The sequence below is a fragment of the Lentibacter algarum genome (assembly GCF_040580765.1).
Taxonomy (GTDB): domain Bacteria; phylum Pseudomonadota; class Alphaproteobacteria; order Rhodobacterales; family Rhodobacteraceae; genus Lentibacter; species Lentibacter algarum.
Genome location: NZ_CP158687.1, coordinates 1,412,777 through 1,433,680, shown reverse-complemented (window position 1 = coordinate 1,433,680; position 20,904 = coordinate 1,412,777). Strand labels below are relative to the sequence as shown.

Annotated in this window: 22 protein-coding genes; 16 read left to right on the top strand and 6 right to left on the bottom strand. The window is 56.5% G+C overall.

All coding sequences use genetic code 11. The features are described 5' to 3' along the window. The first annotated feature begins 180 nt into the window (after nucleotides 1-180). From DSM117340_RS06975 to DSM117340_RS06960, 4 genes are all read left to right on the top strand, one after another. Entirely contained in the window at nucleotides 181-1,305 is a 1,125-nt protein-coding gene (locus DSM117340_RS06975; protein ID WP_089891234.1) for a bifunctional 2-C-methyl-D-erythritol 4-phosphate cytidylyltransferase/2-C-methyl-D-erythritol 2,4-cyclodiphosphate synthase, read from the top strand. Continuing rightward, on the top strand, nucleotides 1,302-1,799 hold the full coding sequence (locus tag DSM117340_RS06970; protein WP_089891238.1) for a phosphatidylglycerophosphatase A: 498 nt from the start codon (nucleotides 1,302-1,304) through the stop codon (nucleotides 1,797-1,799). Before DSM117340_RS06975 ends, DSM117340_RS06970 begins: the two co-directional genes overlap by 4 nt. Then, nucleotides 1,796-2,266 (top strand): CinA family protein, encoded by a 471-nt coding sequence (locus DSM117340_RS06965; RefSeq protein WP_089891242.1) that lies wholly within the window; start codon nucleotides 1,796-1,798, stop codon nucleotides 2,264-2,266. Before DSM117340_RS06970 ends, DSM117340_RS06965 begins: the two co-directional genes overlap by 4 nt. A gap of 142 nt (nucleotides 2,267-2,408) precedes the next feature. Further along, the gene (locus tag DSM117340_RS06960; RefSeq protein ID WP_354690023.1) at nucleotides 2,409-3,587 is read left to right on the top strand and encodes an ammonium transporter; all 1,179 of its coding nucleotides are present in this window, start codon (nucleotides 2,409-2,411) and stop codon (nucleotides 3,585-3,587) included. A gap of 45 nt (nucleotides 3,588-3,632) precedes the next feature. Here the strand turns inward: DSM117340_RS06960 and DSM117340_RS06955 are convergent, their stop codons facing one another. Both DSM117340_RS06955 and DSM117340_RS06950 read right to left on the bottom strand, forming a co-directional pair. After that, entirely contained in the window at nucleotides 3,633-4,901 is a 1,269-nt protein-coding gene (locus tag DSM117340_RS06955) for an MmgE/PrpD family protein (RefSeq protein ID WP_089891248.1), read from the bottom strand. Further along, nucleotides 4,898-5,341: a type II toxin-antitoxin system RatA family toxin gene (locus tag DSM117340_RS06950; protein WP_089891251.1), complete on the bottom strand. Its 444-nt coding sequence runs from the start codon at nucleotides 5,339-5,341 to the stop codon at nucleotides 4,898-4,900. Before DSM117340_RS06950 ends, DSM117340_RS06955 begins: the two co-directional genes overlap by 4 nt. 73 nt (nucleotides 5,342-5,414) lie before the next feature. Here DSM117340_RS06950 and hpt point away from each other — a divergent pair, with 73 nt between their 5' ends. Further along, nucleotides 5,415-5,966: a hypoxanthine phosphoribosyltransferase gene (gene hpt, locus DSM117340_RS06945; protein ID WP_089891253.1), complete on the top strand. Its 552-nt coding sequence runs from the start codon at nucleotides 5,415-5,417 to the stop codon at nucleotides 5,964-5,966. Here hpt and DSM117340_RS06940 read toward each other — a convergent pair. Then, nucleotides 5,963-6,847 (bottom strand): LysR family transcriptional regulator, encoded by an 885-nt coding sequence (locus tag DSM117340_RS06940; RefSeq protein WP_089891256.1) that lies wholly within the window; start codon nucleotides 6,845-6,847, stop codon nucleotides 5,963-5,965. The genes hpt and DSM117340_RS06940 overlap by 4 nt on opposite strands. 135 nt (nucleotides 6,848-6,982) lie before the next feature. On the opposite strand from DSM117340_RS06940, the gene DSM117340_RS06935 reads away from it, so the two are divergent. Next, nucleotides 6,983-7,468 carry a cytochrome c gene (locus DSM117340_RS06935; RefSeq protein ID WP_089891259.1) on the top strand — a complete coding sequence of 162 codons (486 nt, stop codon included), beginning with the start codon at nucleotides 6,983-6,985 and terminating at the stop codon, nucleotides 7,466-7,468. 66 nt (nucleotides 7,469-7,534) lie between these two features. Next, on the top strand, nucleotides 7,535-8,428 hold the full coding sequence (locus tag DSM117340_RS06930; RefSeq protein ID WP_354690022.1) for a cytochrome c: 894 nt from the start codon (nucleotides 7,535-7,537) through the stop codon (nucleotides 8,426-8,428). Nucleotides 8,429-8,469: 41 nt separating this feature from the next. Here the strand turns inward: DSM117340_RS06930 and lipA are convergent, their stop codons facing one another. Together lipA and DSM117340_RS06920 are read right to left on the bottom strand one after the other, a co-directional pair. Beyond that, entirely contained in the window at nucleotides 8,470-9,423 is a 954-nt protein-coding gene (gene lipA, locus DSM117340_RS06925) for a lipoyl synthase (RefSeq protein WP_089891265.1), read from the bottom strand. Between the two features lie 111 nt (nucleotides 9,424-9,534). Continuing rightward, a complete protein-coding gene (locus DSM117340_RS06920) occupies nucleotides 9,535-10,641 on the bottom strand; it encodes a DUF6456 domain-containing protein (RefSeq protein ID WP_245724423.1) in 1,107 nt (368 codons plus the stop codon). Between the two features lie 202 nt (nucleotides 10,642-10,843). Here DSM117340_RS06920 and DSM117340_RS06915 point away from each other — a divergent pair, with 202 nt between their 5' ends. Continuing rightward, entirely contained in the window at nucleotides 10,844-11,155 is a 312-nt protein-coding gene (locus tag DSM117340_RS06915; RefSeq protein WP_089891268.1) for a DUF6477 family protein, read from the top strand. 59 nt (nucleotides 11,156-11,214) lie between these two features. Here DSM117340_RS06915 and DSM117340_RS06910 read toward each other — a convergent pair whose 3' ends face one another. Then, nucleotides 11,215-12,765 carry a trimethylamine methyltransferase family protein gene (locus DSM117340_RS06910; protein WP_089891271.1) on the bottom strand — a complete coding sequence of 517 codons (1,551 nt, stop codon included), beginning with the start codon at nucleotides 12,763-12,765 and terminating at the stop codon, nucleotides 11,215-11,217. Between the two features lie 187 nt (nucleotides 12,766-12,952). Between DSM117340_RS06910 and guaA the strand changes: the two genes are divergently transcribed. From guaA to DSM117340_RS06870, 8 genes are all read left to right on the top strand, one after another. After that, entirely contained in the window at nucleotides 12,953-14,524 is a 1,572-nt protein-coding gene (gene guaA / locus DSM117340_RS06905) for a glutamine-hydrolyzing GMP synthase (RefSeq protein WP_089891685.1), read from the top strand. A gap of 77 nt (nucleotides 14,525-14,601) precedes the next feature. After that, nucleotides 14,602-14,871 carry a hypothetical protein gene (locus DSM117340_RS06900; RefSeq protein WP_271437050.1) on the top strand — a complete coding sequence of 90 codons (270 nt, stop codon included), beginning with the start codon at nucleotides 14,602-14,604 and terminating at the stop codon, nucleotides 14,869-14,871. 26 nt (nucleotides 14,872-14,897) lie between these two features. Continuing rightward, the gene (locus DSM117340_RS06895) at nucleotides 14,898-15,773 is read left to right on the top strand and encodes a DMT family transporter (protein ID WP_354690021.1); all 876 of its coding nucleotides are present in this window, start codon (nucleotides 14,898-14,900) and stop codon (nucleotides 15,771-15,773) included. A 164-nt stretch (nucleotides 15,774-15,937) separates the two neighbouring features. Further along, entirely contained in the window at nucleotides 15,938-16,999 is a 1,062-nt protein-coding gene (locus tag DSM117340_RS06890) for a transporter (RefSeq protein WP_143037427.1), read from the top strand. Nucleotides 17,000-17,113: 114 nt separating this feature from the next. Next, nucleotides 17,114-18,025: a DMT family transporter gene (locus tag DSM117340_RS06885; RefSeq protein ID WP_089891280.1), complete on the top strand. Its 912-nt coding sequence runs from the start codon at nucleotides 17,114-17,116 to the stop codon at nucleotides 18,023-18,025. 52 nt (nucleotides 18,026-18,077) lie between these two features. Further along, nucleotides 18,078-18,947: an ATPase gene (locus DSM117340_RS06880; RefSeq protein ID WP_089891282.1), complete on the top strand. Its 870-nt coding sequence runs from the start codon at nucleotides 18,078-18,080 to the stop codon at nucleotides 18,945-18,947. A gap of 30 nt (nucleotides 18,948-18,977) precedes the next feature. Further along, nucleotides 18,978-19,931 carry a homoserine O-succinyltransferase gene (gene metA / locus DSM117340_RS06875; protein WP_354690020.1) on the top strand — a complete coding sequence of 318 codons (954 nt, stop codon included), beginning with the start codon at nucleotides 18,978-18,980 and terminating at the stop codon, nucleotides 19,929-19,931. After that, on the top strand, nucleotides 19,931-20,896 hold the full coding sequence (locus DSM117340_RS06870; RefSeq protein WP_354690019.1) for an alpha/beta hydrolase: 966 nt from the start codon (nucleotides 19,931-19,933) through the stop codon (nucleotides 20,894-20,896). Before metA ends, DSM117340_RS06870 begins: the two co-directional genes overlap by 1 nt. Nucleotides 20,897-20,904: the final 8 nt, after the last annotated feature.

The window sequence follows — 20,904 nt, the reverse complement described above, 5'->3', positions numbered from 1 at the left end:
GTTATGTCCGCATCTTCATCTTAGCCCTAAGGGGCTTTTCATAAGTGTCTCAAGCTCTTACGCCCGCTCGCACCCTACACTCAAAGCTATTGCACAAAAATTAAGCAGTTTGCACGTTATTTCATCGCATTGCCCTTCCGCGCCTCAATGATACAAGACATTCTAACGAAAGGATCCATGATGAAGATCGCCGCTATTCTTGTCGCAGCTGGCCGCGGAACCCGTGCTGGCGCGGGGCTGCCCAAACAGTGGCGCGCACTGGCTGGCCAGCGCGTCTTTGACTGGACATATCAAGCCTTGAAATCACATAGCGACATCGCTCATGTTATCGCTGTGGTGCACCCAGATGATCACGCATATCTTCCTGCTGGGCTTGAAGCCGTTCACGGCGGTGAAACCCGTTCAGCCTCTGTGCGCGCGGGCCTTGAAGCACTTGATGGCGCAGATTTCAGCCACGTGCTTATACATGACGCTGCACGCGCCTGTGTTTCCCCTGCCACCATCTCAGGCGTCATTGAGGCGCTCCGGTCAAGCAAAGCTGCCGCCCCCGCGCTGCCTGTGACAGATGCGCTCTGGTTGGGCTCTGATGAGCGCGTCACCGGTACCCATGCGCGCGAAGGTCTCTTCCGTGCCCAAACACCGCAAGGGTTTGCCTTCTCTGCTATTCTCGCCGCACACCGCGCCCATCAAGGAGATGCGCTTGATGATGTTGAGATTGCTCGCAGTGCCGGGCTTGATGTCACGATCACACTGGGCGATGAAGACAATCTAAAGCTCACCCACGCGCAGGATTTTATCCGCGCCGAGCGTATCTTGAGGGGCAACATGGACATTCGTCTTGGCAATGGGTTTGACGTACACGCTTTTACGACAGGTGATCATGTCGTACTCTGCGGCGTCAAAATTCCACACAACAAAGCTCTGTTAGGCCATTCTGACGCTGATGTCGGAATGCATGCGATCACGGACGCACTCTATGGCGCGATGGCCGAAGGCGATATCGGCCGCCACTTTCCGCCCAGCGACCCCCAATGGAAGGGCGCTGCAAGCCATATCTTCCTTGCTCATGCCTGCGCACTTGCCCGCTCAAGAGGCTATGACATAAGCAATATCGACTGCACGCTCATCTGCGAACAGCCCAAAATAGGCCCGCACGCCGACGCAATGCAAGCCGAGCTATCCCGCATTATGGAGCTGGACGCATCCCGTATTTCCGTAAAAGCGACAACCTCAGAGCGCCTTGGCTTCACAGGGCGCGAAGAAGGGATTGCCGCGATCGCAACAGCAACATTGGTGAAATCATGAAACCTCTCGCGACACTCGCAGGAACATTTTTCTATGTGGGCTATATGCGCCCATTTTCAGGGACTTGGGGCTCTGCCGCCGCCCTCCCCGTTGCCTATGCGCTCAATCTGGTTGGCGGCTATTGGCTTGTTGCAATCGGCGCGCTTGCGGCCTTTCTCATCGGTTGGTGGGCCACGGCGGTTATGATCGAAGGGCAGGATGACCACGACCCTTCAGAAGTTGTCATAGACGAAGTCGCAGGTCAGTGGATTGCGCTTTTACCAGTTCTGATCGGCGCATCGCACGCTGGCGTGGACGCCCTTGCGCTCTGGCCGGGTTGGCTTGTGGCTTTCTTTGGGTTTCGCTTCTTTGATATCCTGAAACCCGGCCCCATCGGGTGGGCCGATCAGCGAGGCGATGCCTTGGGTGTGATGCTCGATGATATCATCGCAGGTGTCGCCGCAGCCCTCACTGTGGGCCTCGCAGCCTATGTCTGGCACGGGCTCTTGGTGTGAGCGCCGAGGCTCTCCTTCAAGCCGCGCGCACCGCTGGCCTCACACTTGCAACTGCCGAAAGCTGCACCGGCGGTATGGTCTCCGCCGCCCTGACAGATATTGCTGGCAGCTCTGATGTCTTTGAGCGTGGCTTTGTCACCTATTCCAACGCTGCAAAACGCGAGATGCTTGGTGTCAAAGAGCAAACTCTTATCGTCCACGGCGCTGTGTCTGAAGATGTCGCAAGCGAAATGGCCGACGGTGCGCTCGCACGCTCACACGCCAGCCTTGCTGTTTCCATCACAGGTATAGCAGGGCCTGGCGGCTCCGAGCACAAACCCGAAGGCCGCGTCTGCTTTGGCCTTGCCCGACTTGGCAGAGTCACCAAAACAGAAACGGTCGAATTCGGCGCTCTTGGTCGCGCCGAAGTGCGACACGCGGCATGCGCCTACGCCCTCGCGCTCTTACTCAAGGCAGCCTCCACATAGCGCTCATTTTTCAGGCGCAGCGCCTAAATACTGCCTAAAATTCAGGCAATACGCAAAACGCCCGCGATTTAAGCGTTCGCGCCCCTTCTTTCAGCACTCCGCCTGCGCTTTGAGCACTTCAAAGCAAAGAAGGAATGATAAAATGAACGGAGCCGACACCGCTTGGATCATCGTCGCAACAGCGCTGGTCCTCTTCATGTCCCTACCGGGCCTTGCGCTCTTTTACGGCGGCCTTGTCCGTGCGCGTAACGTGCTCAGCGTCTTCATGCAGGTCTACGCCATCGCGTGCTTGATGAGCGTGCTTTGGCTTGCTGTGGGCTATTCTATCGCCTTTGGCGGGGCCAACGCTTACTGGGGCGGCCTTGGCAAAGCCTTCCTCTGGGGCGTTGATGCGGACAGCCTCTCAGGCAGCCTCCCCGAAATTCTTTTCTTCGCCTTCCAAATGACCTTCGCCATAATCACCCCAGCCCTGATCGTTGGAGCATATGTCGAACGTATCGGCTTTGGCTTTGTGCTGCTCTTCTCAGGCCTTTGGATGCTGCTGTGCTATGCACCCGTTGTGGCTTGGATCTGGGGCGGCGGCTTTCTGTCAGATGGTGGTATTTTTGGTGAAACAGGCGTGCGTGACTTTGCAGGCGGCATCGTGGTGCACGAAACAGCAGGCCTCGCAGCCCTCGTGATCGCTGCGGCTCTCGGCCCGCGCCGCAACGCAACGACACCTCCGCACAACCCTGGCTACGTCTTTATCGGCGCAGCAATGCTCTGGGTTGGCTGGTTCGGATTCAATGGCGGCTCACAGCTTGCAGCCGATGGTGGTGCAGCCATGGCCCTGACCGTGACACACATCTCCGCCGCAACGGCCTCACTCACTTGGGCGCTGTGGGAGCGCATCAAATACGGCAAATCCTCACTTGTCGGCATAGTCACAGGCACAATCGCTGGTCTGGCGAGCATTACACCAGCCTCTGGTTTTGTTGGCCCCGTCGAAGCCCTTTTGATTGGTGCAGTCGCAGGTGTGCTTTGCCAAGAGGCTGTGACGCTCATTCGTCATAAGCTCAAGATCGACGACACGCTCGATGTCTTTGCCGTGCACGGTGTCGGCGGAATCTTCGGAACGATAATGATCGCTGCCTTCGGAGCTGGCTCATGGGCCGCACAGCTCGGCAGCCTTGCCATCGTCGGCGTGTTTACAATCGTGGTGAGCCACGCTCTGCTCAAGTTCTGTGCACTGATCACGCCTCTGCGTGTAGATCAGGAAACAGAAGTGAACGGGCTTGACCTCGCGGTCCACGGCGAACGCGCCTACGACCACAGCTCCTAAAGTGATACGGGCGCTCTTTGGGGCGCCCGTTTTCCATTCAGTTTTCTATTCGGTGATTACAGACAGAAGCGCTGTGACATCTGCGCTCTGCACAACATCCCAGTAACGCGCCGCCTCACCTTTTGACAAAACACCCTCGCCCTTGGCCAAAAGCTTCTCAAGCCGCGTTTCAAAGCTCATCGGCGCGCGTAAGTCATGTTCCACCTGAACGACTTGTCCGCCCGCCTCAAGCGTGACACGGGACGCCTCCTCGCTCACACTCTCAACCGCAATCACCTCAACCTGCGCCATGACCGCTCGCGCAGCATCCGTCATCGGAAAGAGGCTCTGCAATCCCGCTTCATCCACACCTCTGCCGCCGTTTTGTATCAAAAGCGCCGCCAAAGCGCAGTATGAAAACTTTGCCTCCAGCGCATCCTTAACACTTGGCTTGTTGCACACGCTCATCCAGCGTGGATGGGTGCGCACCGTGATCCGTTCAGGCGCGGGCATCCGCTGCAAAGCTTCGCTCAGCGCCTCAATCATTGCGTGGGTTCCATGGCAGCAAGGGTAAAACTTATGCGTCACTGCCTCAAAAAGCCACGTTTCGCCAATCCCGTCCCAGGCCGCGTTGTCCTTGATCCCGTGATGGGTCTCTGCAAGGGCTTCAAACACAGCCTCAGAGCCAGACAGCCCCGCTTCAGCCATCAAGACAGCTTCGACACCATTGGCCGCCGCCATACCCGCATTCACAGGCTTCATCCCCGTGCCAAACTGCGCCTTCAGCCCAGCCGCAAAGCCCGCCGCGTTACTCAAGGCTGCCCGCGCGTCACTGTGCCCCGCAGCTACACTCGCCGCCACAGCCGCACCGATTGCACCAGCCGTCGCGGTCTGGTGATAGCCAATCTGATAGTGATCCCGACCGAGCCAAACCCCAAAGCGCGTCGCCGCTTCGGCGCCCATCAAAGCCGCGCGCAAGATCGTCTCAAACGATGCGCCCCGTGCCTCACCAACAGCGACTGCAGCAGGGATTACGACCGTGCTCACATGGCCGATATGGGCAAAATGCGTATCATCATAATCCAACGCGTGGCTCACAGTTCCGTTGGCCAGCGCTGCCATCCGCGCAGTCGCTCCACCACCAAAGAAAAGCGAAGCCTCGCCCTGCCCGTCCGCATACGCCAGCGCACTCTCTGCCACTGCGTCTCCCTTGGCCGCGCGGCTTACGATCAACCAATCCAGCAGACAAAGACGCATCACATCCGTCGCCGAGCGAGGCAACTCCGCCTCTCGCTGCGTCTCATAGAACGCCGCCAGTGTCTCAAGTGCATTCATCCGTAGAGTTCCTTTGCACGGGCCTCAAAGGCCTTCACAATCCGCTGCATGGCCTCATAAAAGAAAAGCCCACCAGCCTTCTGCAATAAAAAATTCTTGAACTCGAAATCCACATCAAAGCGCACTTCACAGCCGCCCTCCGCCGAAACAAACCGCCAATTTGAGCGCATATATTTGAATGGACCGTCCAGATACTCGGTTTCAATCCGCGCATCCCCTTCAAACATGCGCACGCGGCTACCAAAGCGTTCCCGAAACACCTGAAACCCAATCACAAGGTCGGCCAGCATTTCCTCACCGTCATCAATCGGCGTAACCGAACGCACACGCGCTGCAGAACACCACGGCAAAAACTCTGGATAGCGCGCCACATCGCCCACCAGCTGATACATCTGCTCAGGGCTATAGGGCAAAACCCGCGTCTCTTCGTGTTTGGGCATGGGGCCTCTTAAGTTTCGCGTTTACAGTGGCCCCCCATTTCGTATGGTAGCGCGCAGAATTCAAGGGGGAAGCATGCCACAGCGTCCATATGTGATCGACGAACTTATCTCGGCCAAAGCCATCGCGGCACGGATCGAAGCGCTCAGCCGTGCCATAAAGACCGAGTTCAAAGACACCGACAAGCTAGTGGTCGTTGGGCTTCTACGCGGTTCTTTTGTCTTTATCGCTGATCTAGTGCGCGAGCTTGATTTGCCTGTCGAAGTCGACTTTCTCGAGGCGAGCTCTTACGGCGACGGTATGGAATCGTCTCGCGAAGTGCGCATCCTAAAAGACATCCGCGGCCAGATCGAAGGCCGCGATGTGCTTGTCGTAGAAGATATTATCGATACAGGCTTTACGCTTGAGCATGTTTTGCATCTTCTACAAAGCCGTAAGCCGCGCAAACTGCGCACCATTGCCCTTCTAGATAAACCCACGCGCCGCGAAACGGGTGTTAAGGCCGACTGGATCGGCTTTGAAATCCCTGATGAATTTGTTGTGGGTTACGGGATCGACTTTGCCCAACGCAATCGCAACCTGCCCTTTATCGGATGCGTACGCTTTCTGGCAGAAAACGAAGCTTAATCCGCGATATCCTCGCCAGACAGACGCAAGCTTTCAGCGCGCAAAAAGGCACAGAGCCGCCGCTGAACTTCGCGCAGGCGCGGCGTCATCCGTCTGTCTTTATGCGTCAGAACCCAGATCGGCACCCGCGCGCCCTCAAGCGGCCCAGTCTGGCGCACAAGCCCTGACGCCTCATCGCCAAGGCAGCATGGCAAAACGGCCTGCCCCAGCCCTTGAAGCGCCAATGCACGTAAGACCAAAAAGCTGTCGGCTTGCGCCCCAAACACATTGGGGCGGCCTGCGGTTTCCTCCTCAAGCCAGCGGGCTGCGGCAGAGCGTTTCAATGCGCCTTGTAGGCCAAGCCAGCGTGTCTCTTCAGTGGCCATGTCTGGGCGAACATAAACACCGAAGCCAAGAAACCCCACGGCCTCGCCACGCAACACTTCAGGCAACTTGAGCGCAGGGCGCACAGCAATATCCGCCTCAAGGCGTGCAAAATCCGCGTAATCGTTTGAGCATAAGAGTTCAATTTCAAGCTCAGGGTTTACCTCTGTCATAAGCTTCACAAACTCTGGCAGCACAGCCTGACAAAACGTATCTGTCGATGACAATCGCACCACACCACTAATCGCGTCCGCACGCCCCTGCATGCGCTGGGCCACTGAAAAAATAGCCTCTTGCGCCTCTCGAGCCGCTTCAATCACCCCTGCTTTGTCCTCTAACAGTGAATATCCATGGCTTTGGCGCTCAAACACAGGCGCACCGTGTTCTTCCTCAAAATTAGCGATCCGCCGCAAAACCGTTGCATGATTTACGCCAAGCAGCCGCGCCGCAGCGCTGATCGTGCCAGTGTCTGCAACCGCCAAGACAAATTTAAGGTCGTCCCAACTATATCTGTGCATAAATCGATAGTTCCCCTGCGGAATTACAGAATACGCATCAAGTTTAGCACAGATATACTGAGCTTGGGAGTACCCTCAGCCACTCTCTTCCATTTGCCCCCCGGCTTCAGTCGTCCCCCTAAGAAAGGAAACACAATGCGTCACCTCACCCTTCCTGTGCTCGGCCTCGCACTCGTGGCCAGCTTCACAACTGTCGCCAGCAGTGACACAGCCGCCAACGAAGCAATGCTCAAAGCGATCAAAGCCCGTCAGGCTCAGATGCAACTCTATGCCTTCAATCTCGGACAACTTGGCGCGATGGCCAAAGGCGAAATGCCCTATGATGCTGGTCTTGCCAGCGCTGCTGCAGGCAATCTTGCCCAGCTCTCAAACCTCAACGGCGCAGCTGTTTGGCCCATGGGTTCCGACATCGACAGCCTTGGCAAAGATGTCACAACAGCCCTTCCTGCCATCTGGCAAAGCGGATCAGATGTCGGTGCAAAAGCAGCAGCTCTGCGAGATGCAACCGCGGCAATGCAAGCCGCTGCTGGTGAAAGCCTTGAATCGCTACAAGGGGCGATTGGCGCAGTTGGCGCATCTTGCGGTGGCTGCCACAAGGTGTATCGTCAGTCTGACAGCTGACACGAGCCTATCTCGCGTTTGCGCGCATCAGCCTTGTGCGCGAACGCTTTGAGCGAAGGAGATGACATGCGCCGCCTCATAATTCGCCTCACAGCGATATTGGCCGTCTGCGGCTTTGCTGCCTGGCGGCTTTCCTCTCCCAAAAGCCTTCCTGAGGCAGCCCTTGCTGACCTTATCGGAGATGCAGACGCGGGCGCACAGGTCTTTCATGCGGCGGGCTGTGCCTCTTGCCACGCAGCCCCAGAGGCCCGCGGCGATGATAAGCTCGTACTTGTTGGAGGCATGCGCTTTGCTTCTCCGTTCGGGACATTCATTGCTCCAAATATCTCACCCGATCCTACCCACGGGATCGGTGGCTGGAGCAAAACCGATCTGGCAAACGCGATGCTCTATGGCACCTCACCCACGGGCCAACATTACTACCCTGCCTTTCCCTACGGCTCTTACGTGCGCATGAAACTGCGCGGCGATGGCCTTCAAGACCTCGCCAATCTGCATGCCTTCATGCAAACGCTTCCAGCTTCCGAGACGCCCAGCCAGCCACATGAGGTTGGCTTTCCCTTTAACATCCGACGCGGCCTTGGCCTCTGGAAGCGGGTTTTTCTGGATGATTACTGGGTTGCGTCAATGCCACTCGAAAGCTTGCCCCTGCAGCGTGGGCGCTATCTTGTCGAAGCGCTGGGACACTGCGGAGAATGCCACACACCAAGAAACCCTGTTGGCGCCCCAATCAATGCCCAGTGGCTCACAGGCGCGGCCAACCCCTCGGGCGAAGGCCGCATTCCTGCGATAAATGCGCTCGACTGGAGCGAAAAGGACATCGCCTATTATTTAGAGACGGGCTTCACACCCGATTTTGACAGTGCTGGCGGTCATATGGCCGCTGTGGTCGAAAATCTAGCCAAGCTCCCAGCGTCCGACCGAGCAGCAATCGCGGCCTATCTGGCCGCTTTACCCTAATCTTTCGCGTCAAAAAACAACCGCATTGGCAAAAATGCGCCTTAGCGCTGTGCAAGCTTCTTTTCTCGCGCGTCACGGAGCCGCGCAAAGTCATCACCCGCATGATAGCTTGAGCGCGTCAGAGGCGTCGCCGAAACCATCAAGAATCCCTTGCCATATGCAGCCGTTTCATAAGCCTTGAACTCGTCTGGATGCACAAAGCGGTCGAGCGTCTGGTGCTTTGGTGTCGGTTGCAAATACTGGCCAATCGTCAGAAAATCGATATCCGCCGCACGCATATCATCCATCACCTGCATCACAGATTGCTTGTCCTCACCGAGGCCAACCATAATGCCTGACTTCGTGAAAATTGACGGATCAAGCTCTTTCACCCGCTGCAAAAGACGCAAAGAATGAAAATACCGAGCCCCAGGGCGCACTTCAGGGTAAAGCCCTGGAACCGTCTCAAGATTGTGGTTAAAAACATCCGGCTTAGCTTCAACAACGATCTCCAACACGCTGGGATCACACTTTAAAAAATCGGGCGTCAATATTTCAATCGTGGTCTCTGGCGAGCGGTGACGAATAGCACGAATGGTCTGAGCAAAGTGCTCCGCACCCCCATCTTCGACATCATCACGGTCAACCGAGGTGATAACAACATGGTTCAATCCGAGTTTCTCAACCGCGTTTGCCACACGTCCTGGCTCAAACGGATCAAGGTCTTCAGGCGGCTTTCCCGTCGCGATGTTGCAAAACGAGCAAGCGCGCGTGCAAACTTCACCCATGATCATCATGGTGGCGTGGCCTTGGCTCCAGCATTCGCCCGCATTCGGGCAAGCGGCTTCTTCGCACACTGTCGTCAACTTGTGCTCGCGCATGATCTCGTGAGTCTTTTTATAACCGTCGCCTTGTGGCGCCTTTACCCTGATCCAGCTCGGCTTACGCGGCTGGGCGTTGTCGGGCTTGCGCGCCTTCTCGGGATGGCGTTGTTCGGGTATCTTCAGATCACGCATGAGAGAGCTTCCTTCACAGTTCGCCCATCCATAGCCAAAACGCCGCGCCCTGTCACGCAGGAAGCGCGGCACTCCGCCTTTCGCTCAGCGCATAGCTCGCAACGCGCGCAGTCAGCCAATCATCTTATTGCGCTCACCCAGACTGACATAATACCGTCCTAACCGCTCCAGAGCGATCCGGAGCACAATCTTCCCCGACCGGGCCGACCAGCCAAGTCCGCGCTCCGCCGTTTCTAGCCCCTCAAGTTCACAACAACAGCGCAGGACAATATGTCCAAGCCCCGGTCCAAGCTCCAAAAGCGCGGCTGCCACGCGGTCTGCCGCTGCTTCTGCACTCAAAGGCGCCGTTTTCCGCCGTGCAGGTTGGCTCTCCTGCTCCAAGAGCGCCTCCCAATCATAGCTGGCCCCCCGCACCATTTGAGCCAATTCAAAGTCCTCGCGCAGCCGTTCGCCAGCACTGACCTGTGCGGCGGCTAAAAACAATTCACCATCCTTCTCACGGCGCCGCGACAAGATCATGAGTGGCGTCTCCCCCACCATCGCACGCCGCGCTCCCCCTTTCGCAGCGCGGCTGTCAAACCGCACCTGTCCCTCGGCAAAGCCCTGCGCATGGTTTTCCGCTTTTGCCAGAAGCTCACCAAGCGCTGCGCGGCCCGCCGCAGTGATCCTGTAGCGCGTGATCCGCCCTTCCGCTGCACAAACAATCCAGTCTTTCACAGCCAATGCCTGCGCCAACGCACGTTCCACAACGGCTGTACGCGTTGTTGTGCCTGCCTCCGTCTCGCGCACGACAACACCTTTCTCCATGTCACTCGCCAGCGCCAACACGGCCCCTGGCTCGCTCAGGCGGCGCAATATCCGTCGTGCCTCGGCTGCAAACGTTTGATCATCTGGTAAACATGACGTCTCGGGGGGCATTACATGGATCAAAGCAGGCTCCTTTTTCTTGTCATGCGCTGCGATGGCTAAGGGCTTCAGACTCAGACGACTTAGCGCTTCGTCAATCAGGCTTTCGTCGCGCAAACGCTCCCATCGGCTGATCTGCCGCGAGATCGTTGACGGATGACACTGGCTCAAACGGCTCAATGCCCTGATCGACACGCCAAGATCCGTATGCGCTAGGTAAGCAAGAGCAGAACTCGGAAACCACTGAGGCCAAAGGCCCAGTCGCGCACCGAAGCGTTCAGTTTCTGCCAACTCAAAGCGAATGACGGTCATTCAAAGTCCTCACGTTCTCCACAGCTTTTCCACAACCTAAGCTTGTGTGGTTACGCATTCGTTAATTTTTACGTATTGGAAACTATTGTTGATAAAATCTAAACAAAGCTGAAGCCTGCGTGCGCTCGACCTTCCATTTGCGCAACACCCGTCAGAGTTGATTAGCCTGCCCTCACACTTTTAAATTTTCTGTGAGGTTGCCATGCAAGATCCCCTTTTCCGCGTTCAGTCTCTGCGCCGTCCCTGCTTGTTGCTTGAGGCCGCGCGCGCTGGTTTGCGTCACTACCGCCGAGAAACACACCTCTCTCGTGCCTTGGGCCGTCAGGGCCATGCGCGGTTGATTAGGCCGTTCGAAGCCTTGGAGGAGTTGCTGGAAATTGAACAGAAACTCAACGAAGAGCGCCACAAGAATGAAGCAGGCTATAGCTACTTCCGCCATGTTGAAGTTCTCATTGCAACATTGGCCGAGGCGCAAACACTGCGCGCCACATCCCAGCCCATTGCCGCGGAATAGCCAAAGGCAAACGGGCCCCGCAGTCTGCGAGGCCCGTCTATTCTTTTAGGTCAGTCGCTTTAGATAAACGCGTCGGGCATAGAAGCCTTCTTTTCAGCCACATAGGCTTCAAGAGCTTCATTCACCGCTGGGTCCATCGCGGGCTGTTCGTATTGCCCAAGGAGGCGCTCAACCCGCGAGGTCGCAAGCTGACGCGTATCGCGCGCGCCTTCATCTTCCCAAGTTTCAAACGGTTTGTAGTCAAACAAATCAGACTTCCAGAACGCCGTCTTGAAGTTCGCCTGCGTATGCGCGCAGCCCAGATAGTGCCCACCTGGTCCAACCTCATGGATCGCATCCATCGCCTGCATGCCTTCGCTCATATCAATGCCTTTGGCCATCTGATGAAGCGCACCAAGCTGATCGGCATCCATGACAAACTTCTCAAAGTCGGCGACAAGGCCGCCTTCAAGCCAGCCGCAAGAGTGCAACATGAAGTTCACCCCTGAGAGCAAGCCCATGTTAAGAGAGTTGGCCGTTTCATAGGCCGCCTGTGCGTCTGGAAGCTTTGAGCCACAGAACGACCCAGCAGATCGGAACGGCAGACCCAAACGGCGCGCAAGCTGGCCTGCGCCATAGGTCACAAGGCTCGCCTCTGGCGTTCCAAAGGTCGGCGCACCCGAGTTCATATCAATCGAGCTCACGAAGGCCCCGAAGATCACAGGCGCGCCTGCTTTGCAGAGCTGTGAATACGCAACACCAGCCAAAACCTCAGCTAAAACCTGTGTCAGCGTGCCCGCTACCGAAACGGGCGCCATGGCCCCGCCCACAATAAACGGCGAGATGATACAGGCTTGGTTGTTGGCGGCATAAACCTCAAGCGCACCCATCATCACATCGTCAAATGTCATGGGCGAGTTGATGTTGATCAGCGATGTCATCACTGTGTTTTCTTGAACAAACTCTTTGCCAAAAAGAATACCGCACATATCAACAGAGTCTTGCGCACGGCTTGGCTCGGTCACAGAGCCCATAAACGGCTTGTCGCTCAGCTGCATATGCGCCAGCAGCATATCAAGGTGACGCTTGTTCACAGGAACATCTGTTGGCTCGCACACTGTGCCGCCCGAATGATGCAGCCACTTTGACATATAGCCGAGTTTCACAAATTTCTTGAAGTCATCCATCGTCGCATAGCGGCGGCCACCCGCGGCATCGCGCACAAAGGGCGGGCCGTAAACAGGCGCCAAGACCAGATTGCGCCCCCCCACCACAACATTGCGGTCAGGATTGCGGGCATGCTGTGTGTACTCGCTCGGGGCAGTCTTGATCAGCTCACGCGCAAGACCCTTTGGAAGGCGAACACGCTCCCCTTGAACATCAGCGCCCGCATCGCGCCAGCGCTGAAGCGCGGCGGGATTGTCAACAAAGTTGACACCAACCTCTTCCAGAATCGTCTCGGCGTTGGCTTCGATTATGGCGAGCGCTTCTTCGTTGAGCACTTCGAAGTTAGGAATATTTCGTTCGATATACTTGGCTGTTTCAAAAGAAACGGCACTGCGCTCAGCGCGGCGAGCCGCACCGCCGCCCCCTGCGCCACGTCCACGTCTACGTACTGCTGCCTCGGTCATTGGGCTATCCTTGATTCTGTGACAAAGGAAAAAATCTGCTTCTACATAGCTTGTAGCGCCTCTGCCCTGCGGCGCTTTTACGCCCCTTGGCAGGAAAAAGCGACATTGCTCACAGATGTGCACGCAGCAAGCCTCGTGGCGCGGCTGGGGTCTTGATACCGCAGGCATTTGCCCTTACGAGCAAATCATGAACACACCTATGCATGAAACACTCCTGATCATCGACTTTGGCAGCCAAGTGACGCAGCTTATTGCGCGCCGTTTGCGTGAGCTAAACGTCTATTGCGAAATTCATCCCTATCAGAACGTCACAGACACGTTTCTGGCGGAGCTGGCGCCAAAAGCGATCATCTTCTCAGGCGGCCCTGATTCCGTGATGCGGGATGGCTCACCACGCCCGCCCCAGAGCGCTTACACGCTCGGTGTACCCATTCTGGGCATCTGCTATGGCCAGCAAGTGATGATGCATGATCTCGGCGGCAAAGTCGAAGCAGGCGAAAATGCCACGGCCGAATTTGGACGCGCATGGGTCACCCCAACAAACACAAGCGGCGCCTTTATCAACGGCTGGTTCAAGGATGGCTCAGGCCGCGAACAAGTCTGGATGAGCCACGGCGACCACGTCAGCGAAATCGCACCTGGCTTTGAAGTTCTTGGCACATCTCCCGGCGCGCCTTTTGCGATGACAGCCGACCTGTCGCGTAACTTCTTTGCTGTGCAGTTTCACCCCGAGGTGCACCACACACCGAACGGCAAAACACTCTATGAAAACTTCGTAAAACTCGCAGGCTTCTCTGGCGACTGGACGATGGGCGCCTACCGCGAAGAAATGATCCGCCTGATCCGCGAGCAAGTCGGTGACAAGCAAGTCATCTGCGCACTCTCTGGCGGGGTTGATAGCTCGGTGACAGGCCTTCTCCTGCACGAAGCCATCGGTGACCAACTCACCTGCGTTTTTGTCGATCACGGACTTCTGCGCCTCAACGAGGCCGAAGAAGTCACAAAAATGTTCCGCGAGAACTACAATCTCAATCTCATTCACGCCGATGAAACCGAGCTTTTCCTTGGTAAGCTTGAGGGTCAGTCCGACCCAGAAACCAAGCGCAAGATCATTGGTGGCCTCTTCATCGACGTGTTCCAGAAATACGCCGATACGATCGAAGGCGCCGAGTTCCTCGCGCAAGGCACACTCTACCCTGACGTGATCGAAAGCGTTTCGTTCTCTGGCGGCCCGTCGGTCACAATCAAGTCGCATCACAACGTTGGCGGCCTACCCGAAAAGATGGGGCTTAAACTTGTTGAGCCCCTGCGCGGACTCTTCAAAGACGAAGTGCGCGAGCTCGGCCGCGAGCTTGGCCTGCCCGACAGCTTCATCGGCCGTCACCCCTTCCCTGGCCCGGGCCTCGCAATTCGCTGCCCCGGCGAGATCACCCGCGAAAAACTCGAAATCCTGCGCAAGGCCGATGCGGTCTACATCGACCAGATCCGTAAGCACGGGCTTTATGATGAAATCTGGCAAGCCTTTGTCGCGATCCTTCCTGTGCGCACCGTCGGTGTCATGGGCGACGGCCGAACCTATGACTTTGCCTGCGCGCTGCGCGCGGTGACATCTGTGGATGGCATGACAGCGGATTACTACCCGTTCACGCATGAATTCCTTGGCGAAACCGCGACGCGGATCATCAATGAAGTCAAAGGCATCAATCGCGTCACCTATGACGTGACATCCAAACCCCCCGGAACGATCGAGTGGGAATGAGCTGGAGCTGGTAGACGGTGTACGTTTCTATCACAGGATTGAAACCCAAGCATTTTTTAGGTCGAGTGAGATTCTGGATGTTGGCAGTGCCTGCGTTCAGAGCGGCCCAAAAAGCGCCGGGCTGTCTGTTTTGCGAAGCGAAAAAACGTCACGGATACCACCACACTCTCACCGTTTGGGTCGATAAGAAATCAATGATGGCCTACAGGGCGTCTCCGGTTCACCTAAAAACCATGAAGGTCTTCGCCCAGATCGCACAAGGCAAAGTTTGCGGGTATGAGGCCAACAGCATTCCCACTTGGCAAGAGGCGCTGCGGACCTTCGACACCGAGGCCCGAGTGGTGTGAGCAAAGGGCAAAGGAAACAAGTCCAAATGAGCGATACTCCCCAAACCCTGCGCGCTGCGCTTTGGATGATCGGGGCCATCGCCTCCTTCACAGCGATGGCCGTTGCAGGGCGCGCCGTGAGTTTTGAGCTCGATACCTTTGAAATCATGATGTACCGCAGCTTTATCGGGATGATCATTGTGATCAGTGTCGCGGGCATAACAGGACATCTGGGGGACATTACACGCCGCCATATGAGCGCCCACACCATCCGCAATATCGCCCACTTTGCAGGCCAGAATCTCTGGTTTTTCGCCCTCACAGTCATCCCGCTTGCACAAGTCTTTGCGCTCGAATTCACATCACCAATCTGGGTTCTCGTGCTCTCGCCCTTCGTTCTGGGAGAACGCATGACCCAAACACGCGCCCTCGCCGCCCTCCTCGGCTTTGCGGGCATCTTGATTGTGGCCCGCCCCTTTGGTGAAACAGTCGGCCTTGGCGTGGTCACAGCTTCTCTCGCCGCCATCTGCTTTGCCATTACCATCATCTTCACAAAGCGACTTACGCGCAGCGAGAAAATCACCTGCATCTTGTTTTACCTCACCGTTATGCAAGCCGTCTTCGGCGTCCTTGCAGCAGGCTATGACGGCGATATCGCCCTGCCCTCCGCCACCACAGCACCATGGCTTTTGCTCATCGGCTGCGCGGGCCTTCTGGCCCATTTCTGCCTGACAACGGCGCTGAGCCTCGCACCAGCCACAGTGGTTGTGCCGATTGACTTCGCCCGCCTCCCCGTCATTGCCGTCATCGGCTGGGCCGCTTACGCCAAGCTGCTGGATGTCTGGGTCTTTGTCGGAGCCCTGCTCATTTTCGCTGGAAACTACTTCAATATCTGGACTGAAACGCGCAAATCATTGCGATAAAACACACTTCTTGACGTCCCAAATCACGAATTCAAACAGATATAGCACACTATTATTGTCTTTCATGTCACAAGCGCCTATTTTTCAAGTCCTGCCGCTACGGAACCTATTTGACGAGCAAGCTTTTGCCGATAGCGTCCAGCAAAGTTCTTTGGGAGGAGAATATGATGAAAACACTCGCACTCGGCGTAAGCCTTCTCGCACTCGCAACAAGTACAGCCTCCGCTGGAGGCATTGACCGCTCTGGTCAATGGATCACGCCTATTTTTGACAAAGGCAACGTGGTTCAGTTCTCAATCGGGTCTGTGGATCCAGATGTCACGGGGTCTTTGGGTACAACCGATTCTGCGACACGCTACAACCCAGTCAGCTTTTCGATCAAGCAAGCAATCACTGACAAGGTTGATGTAGCCGTGATCGTAGATCAACCCTTCGGCGCAAATATCGAATACACGGCCGGCGCCTTCGCTGCCACGCCAATTGGTCCCTATCCGGGGGGGTTTGCCGACGTCACAAGCAAAGCCATGACCTTCGTTGGACGCTACAAATACAATGATAACTTCAGTGTGCATGCTGGTGCCCGAGCTCAATCACTGACTGGCACAATCGCTTCAGCCGATGGCATACTCAACGCCTCCAGCGACTACGCTTGGGGAGCTCTAGTTGGCGCAGCTTATGAGCGCCCAGACATCGCAATGCGCGTTGCTCTGACGTATAATTCTGCAATCAAGAACAAACTGAGTGGTATGCACAACTTCGCAACACCTGTTTCAGGCTCTCACAAAAGCCCCGAAAGCCTCAACCTCGAGTTCCAAACTGGGATCGCTACAGACACTCTTCTCTTCGGCTCTGTGCGCCACGCAAAATGGGGTGGCCGCTCACTCGAAACCACGCCAGTCGGTGGTGGAACAACAATCAACTGGGTCAACTTCCGAGATGATTCAACAAGCTACACACTAGGCGTTGGCCGCAAAATAAACGATAAACTCAGCCTCGCCGTGACACTCGGCTACGAAGGCGCTGGGACACGGCCAGGAAACACACCTCTTGCTCCGACGAACGGCTATAAAAGCATTGGGCTTGGAGCAAGCTACAACGTGACAGACAGCCTCAAAGTCTCGGGCGGCTTGCAATATGTAAAACTTGGTGATCAATCAGTTGGTCCTGTGAGTTTCACAGACAACGAAGCCATCGGCTTTGGCATCAAACTCGCTTATAGCTTCTAAGGCCAGAAAGCCCCAAAATTCGAAACGCCCTGCCAAATCGGCGGGGCGTCCTTTTTTTCCGCAACCCGCAAGAAACGGGTCGTGAAGCTGCTCTAAAGCAGGCATAGCTCCCCCATGACAGATCAAAAAACCCTCTCGCCCCGTGCATGGGCCGAGCTTCTGCTTCTGGCTCTTGTTTGGGGCGGCGTGTTTCTTTCTGTGCGCATCGCGCTCAACGAAGTGGGCGTGCTCTCTACGGTCGCGCACCGCGCGCTCTGGGCCGCGCTCGTCTTGTGGGGCCTCGTCTTTGCACTGCGCCTGCCCGTTCCACGCGCTTGGCCCGTCTGGGGTGCCTTCCTTGTCATGGGACTGCTCAACAACATCATTCCCTTCACCCTGCTCAACTGGTCACAGCTCCACATAGAAAGCGGCCTCACCGCCATTCTCAACAGTGCCACAGCCATTTTTGGGGTGCTTCTCGCCAGCCTCTTTCTTGCGGACGAACGCCTGAGTGCCCGCAAGCTTGCGGGCGTTTGCATCGGCTTCTTGGGGGTCGCCACAGCCATCGGCCTTGAAAACCTACGCAACTTTGACATTCGCTCACTTGCCCAGCTCGCGGTCCTCACAGCCACGCTGTCCTACGCTTTTGCTGGCGTCTGGGCACGCAAGCATCTGGCTGGCCTCCCCCCGCTTGTCGCCGCCGCTGGAATGCTCACAGCGACCATGCTGATCATGGTTCCACTCGCATGGCACATCGAGGGCCCCCTATCGCTTGCCCTGCGTGTCGAAACACTCGCCGCCATAGGCTATTACGCCCTCGTCGCGACGGTGCTCGCTTATCTGCTCTATTACCGCGTCCTCGCCATGGCGGGTTCAGGCAATCTCATGCTCGTGACCCTACTCATGCCGCCCATCGCCATTCTCTTGGGTTGGGCAGTCTTGGGCGAGGCGCTACACCCGCGGGCACTCCTTGGCTTTGCCATTCTTGCCTTTGGCCTGCTCATTCTGGATGGTCGCCTCTTTTCGTATCTTCGCAATAGAGTTTGACCCTCGCGCGCCACCCCTTTACTCCAGAGGAAGGTGAACAAAGAGGCCGAGCATGATCTATCCAACAGCCCAAAGCTGGCAGCAAGCCCCGCAAAAGAAAGCGCTCTTTTTCGGTATGTCGGGCCTTGGCAAAACCCATGTTGCCAATAGCCTGCGCGAAACAGGCGACTGGTTTCACTACTCGATCGATTACCGCATCGGGACGCGCTACATGGGCGAATATATCGCCGACAACGCCAAGCGCGAGGCCATGAAAGTGCCGTTCTTGCGTGAGCTTTTGATGAGCGATTCCATATATATCGGTTCAAATATCACCTTCGGCAATCTCGCCGCCGTCTCCTCCTATCTAGGCAAGCCTGGCTCTGAGGCCAAAGGCGGTATGAGCATGGCGCGCTACGGCGCCCGCCAAGAACAGTTCCGCCGAGCTGAGATTGCAGCTCTGCTCGACACCCCATATTTCATTGACCGCGCCGAAGCGCTTTATGGCTATCCACATTTCATCTGCGACACAGGTGGTTCAATCTGTGAATGGGTCGATCCGTCCAATCCAAACGACGAGCTTATGAAGACTTTGAGTGAAAACACCTTGATGATCTGGCTCAAAGGCTCAGAGGCCCATACAGAAGAGCTGATCCGCCGCTTTGATCGTGCACCCAAGCCAATGGCCTATCAGCCCAGCTTTCTGGCGCGCGTTTGGGGCGAATACTTGAGCGAAAACCAATGCACTGAAAATGAAGTTGATCCAGACAGCTTCATCCGTTTCACATATGCGCGCGCCCTCGCTCACCGTCAGCCTCGCTACGAAGCCATGGCAAAATGGGGTGTCACCATTGACGCCACAGATATCGCAACAGTCCGCGATGCCCGTGATTTCGATGCAGTCGTAATGGCTGCTCTTGAGGCGCGCGCCAAAGCGTCCTAAATCAGTCTTCCCCAATACAAGGCCAAGCCCATGCCGATCAAACTGCCCTCTCACTTGCCTGCCTATTCCGTGCTCAGTCGCGAAGGGGTTATGGTGATGGGCGAAGATCAAGCCAGCCGTCAGGACATCCGCCCGCTGCGGATTGGCCTTCTCAACCTGATGCCCAAAAAGATCCAGACGGAAAATCAGTTCGCCCGTCTCATCGGCGCAACGCCCTTGCAGATTGAGCTTTCGCTCATTCGCATGTCTGAGCATCAGGCTCGCAACACAGCCGCAGAACACCTCGAAGAGTTTTACCGCTCTTTTGAAGAGGTCGTAGCGTCGGGCGAGAAGTTTGACGGTCTGATTATCACAGGTGCTCCGATCGAACATTTGCCCTTTGAAGAGGTCACATATTGGGACGAGCTCACGCGCGTTTTTGAATGGACCCAAACCCATGTCCACAGCACATTTGGCGTCTGCTGGGGCGGTATGGCCATGCTCGGTTATTTCCATGGCGTCAAAAAGCACCTCCTCGATCACAAGCTCTTTGGTTGCTATAGACACCTTAACTTCGCACCCCAAAGCACTCTATTAAGAGGGTTTTCTGATGATTTCGTTATGCCCGTCAGTCGCTGGACAGAGATGCGCCGCGACGAAATCGAAGCGGCCGGCCTGACCGTACTTTTGCACTCCGAAGAAGTCGGCCCTGCACTGGTCGAAGACACCGCACACCGCGCACTCTATGTCTTCAATCACCTTGAGTATGACAGTGGCACGCTGGGCGAAGAATACGCGCGCGACCTCGCTCAAAACCAGATCGAAGGGGCGGACATTCAGCTTCCCAAAAACTATTTCCCCGCAGATGATCCTAGCAAAACACCGCTCAACCGCTGGCGCAGCCACGCCCATCTGCTCTATGGCAACTGGATTTCCGAAATCTACGAAACCACGCCCTTTGATATCGAAAAGATCGGCCTCGAAAGCACCGGTCTACGCGGCTGATGCTCAAGCCCGCCCTCTATAGCCTCATCGTACTCGCGCTCCTTTGGCTCGCTCTTTGGCTCGTAGCGCAAAGGGCTGAGCGTGCGGCCGAGGCTGCAGCCCCCGCGCGAGGCGACATCATTACCGTCAATGGATCACCAATGCATGTGGTCGTCACTGGCGCGCCTGATGGCCCCGATCTCGTCCTCATTCACGGCTCCAACGGCCACACCCGTGACATGAGCTTTTCACTCGCAGCCAAGCTCGCGCCGACCTACCGCATCTATATGATAGATCGACCAGGGCTTGGGTATAGCGCTGCAATTGACCCCAAGGGCGACAGCCTGCGCGCTCAAGCGGCGCAAATTTCGGCCGCCGCAACTGCAATGGGCGCGAAAAACCCGATTGTTGTGGGCCACTCCTATGGCGGGTCGGTCGCGCTTGCCTGGGCCACATATGAGCCAGAGAGCCTGTCGGCCCTTGTCCTGCTCGCCGCAGCCTCCCATCCATGGGACACCCCCCTTGATCCTCTCTACCGCGCGGGCTCAAACCCGCTTCTCGGCCCTATATTTTTACCTCTCCTGCCAGCCGTGATAACCGAGCATTATCTGGAAGCCGCGCTGACAAACGTCTTCACACCGGATCCTGTTCCTGCAGGCTACTTTGACTATTTCGGCCCAAAGCTCTCACTCCGATATACTTCGATGCGCGCAACATCCCTGCAGCGTGCCAATCTATTGAACGAAATCAAGGCAATGGTCCCGCTATACCCTCAGATGAACCTACCCGTCGAAATCCTCCATGGCACCCACGACATCACGGTCGGTTTGCCGATTCATGCTGAACCCTTGCTCCAAGACTTGCCCAATGCGGCGCTCACACGCGTAAAAGGCCACGGCCATATGATCCAGCATAGCGCAGAAGATCAGGTTGTCGCCGCCATCGGTCGTGCCGCCACGCGCTCAGGATTGCGCGCCGCGCCCTAAGCCGCCAT

Coding starts and splice junctions, on each gene's coding strand:
- DSM117340_RS06975 (WP_089891234.1), top strand. CDS start 181: ATGAAGATCGCCGCTATTCTTGTCGCAGCTGGCCGCGGAACCCGTGCT.
- DSM117340_RS06970 (WP_089891238.1), top strand. CDS start 1,302: ATGAAACCTCTCGCGACACTCGCAGGAACATTTTTCTATGTGGGCTAT.
- DSM117340_RS06960 (WP_354690023.1), top strand. CDS start 2,409: ATGAACGGAGCCGACACCGCTTGGATCATCGTCGCAACAGCGCTGGTC.
- DSM117340_RS06955 (WP_089891248.1), bottom strand. CDS start 4,901: ATGAATGCACTTGAGACACTGGCGGCGTTCTATGAGACGCAGCGAGAG.
- DSM117340_RS06950 (WP_089891251.1), bottom strand. CDS start 5,341: ATGCCCAAACACGAAGAGACGCGGGTTTTGCCCTATAGCCCTGAGCAG.
- hpt (WP_089891253.1), top strand. CDS start 5,415: ATGCCACAGCGTCCATATGTGATCGACGAACTTATCTCGGCCAAAGCC.
- DSM117340_RS06940 (WP_089891256.1), bottom strand. CDS start 6,847: ATGCACAGATATAGTTGGGACGACCTTAAATTTGTCTTGGCGGTTGCA.
- DSM117340_RS06935 (WP_089891259.1), top strand. CDS start 6,983: ATGCGTCACCTCACCCTTCCTGTGCTCGGCCTCGCACTCGTGGCCAGC.
- DSM117340_RS06930 (WP_354690022.1), top strand. CDS start 7,535: ATGCGCCGCCTCATAATTCGCCTCACAGCGATATTGGCCGTCTGCGGC.
- lipA (WP_089891265.1), bottom strand. CDS start 9,423: ATGCGTGATCTGAAGATACCCGAACAACGCCATCCCGAGAAGGCGCGC.
- DSM117340_RS06920 (WP_245724423.1), bottom strand. CDS start 10,641: ATGACCGTCATTCGCTTTGAGTTGGCAGAAACTGAACGCTTCGGTGCG.
- DSM117340_RS06915 (WP_089891268.1), top strand. CDS start 10,844: ATGCAAGATCCCCTTTTCCGCGTTCAGTCTCTGCGCCGTCCCTGCTTG.
- DSM117340_RS06910 (WP_089891271.1), bottom strand. CDS start 12,765: ATGACCGAGGCAGCAGTACGTAGACGTGGACGTGGCGCAGGGGGCGGC.
- guaA (WP_089891685.1), top strand. CDS start 12,953: ATGAACACACCTATGCATGAAACACTCCTGATCATCGACTTTGGCAGC.
- DSM117340_RS06900 (WP_271437050.1), top strand. CDS start 14,602: ATGTTGGCAGTGCCTGCGTTCAGAGCGGCCCAAAAAGCGCCGGGCTGT.
- DSM117340_RS06895 (WP_354690021.1), top strand. CDS start 14,898: ATGAGCGATACTCCCCAAACCCTGCGCGCTGCGCTTTGGATGATCGGG.
- DSM117340_RS06890 (WP_143037427.1), top strand. CDS start 15,938: ATGATGAAAACACTCGCACTCGGCGTAAGCCTTCTCGCACTCGCAACA.
- DSM117340_RS06885 (WP_089891280.1), top strand. CDS start 17,114: ATGACAGATCAAAAAACCCTCTCGCCCCGTGCATGGGCCGAGCTTCTG.
- DSM117340_RS06880 (WP_089891282.1), top strand. CDS start 18,078: ATGATCTATCCAACAGCCCAAAGCTGGCAGCAAGCCCCGCAAAAGAAA.
- metA (WP_354690020.1), top strand. CDS start 18,978: ATGCCGATCAAACTGCCCTCTCACTTGCCTGCCTATTCCGTGCTCAGT.
- DSM117340_RS06870 (WP_354690019.1), top strand. CDS start 19,931: ATGCTCAAGCCCGCCCTCTATAGCCTCATCGTACTCGCGCTCCTTTGG.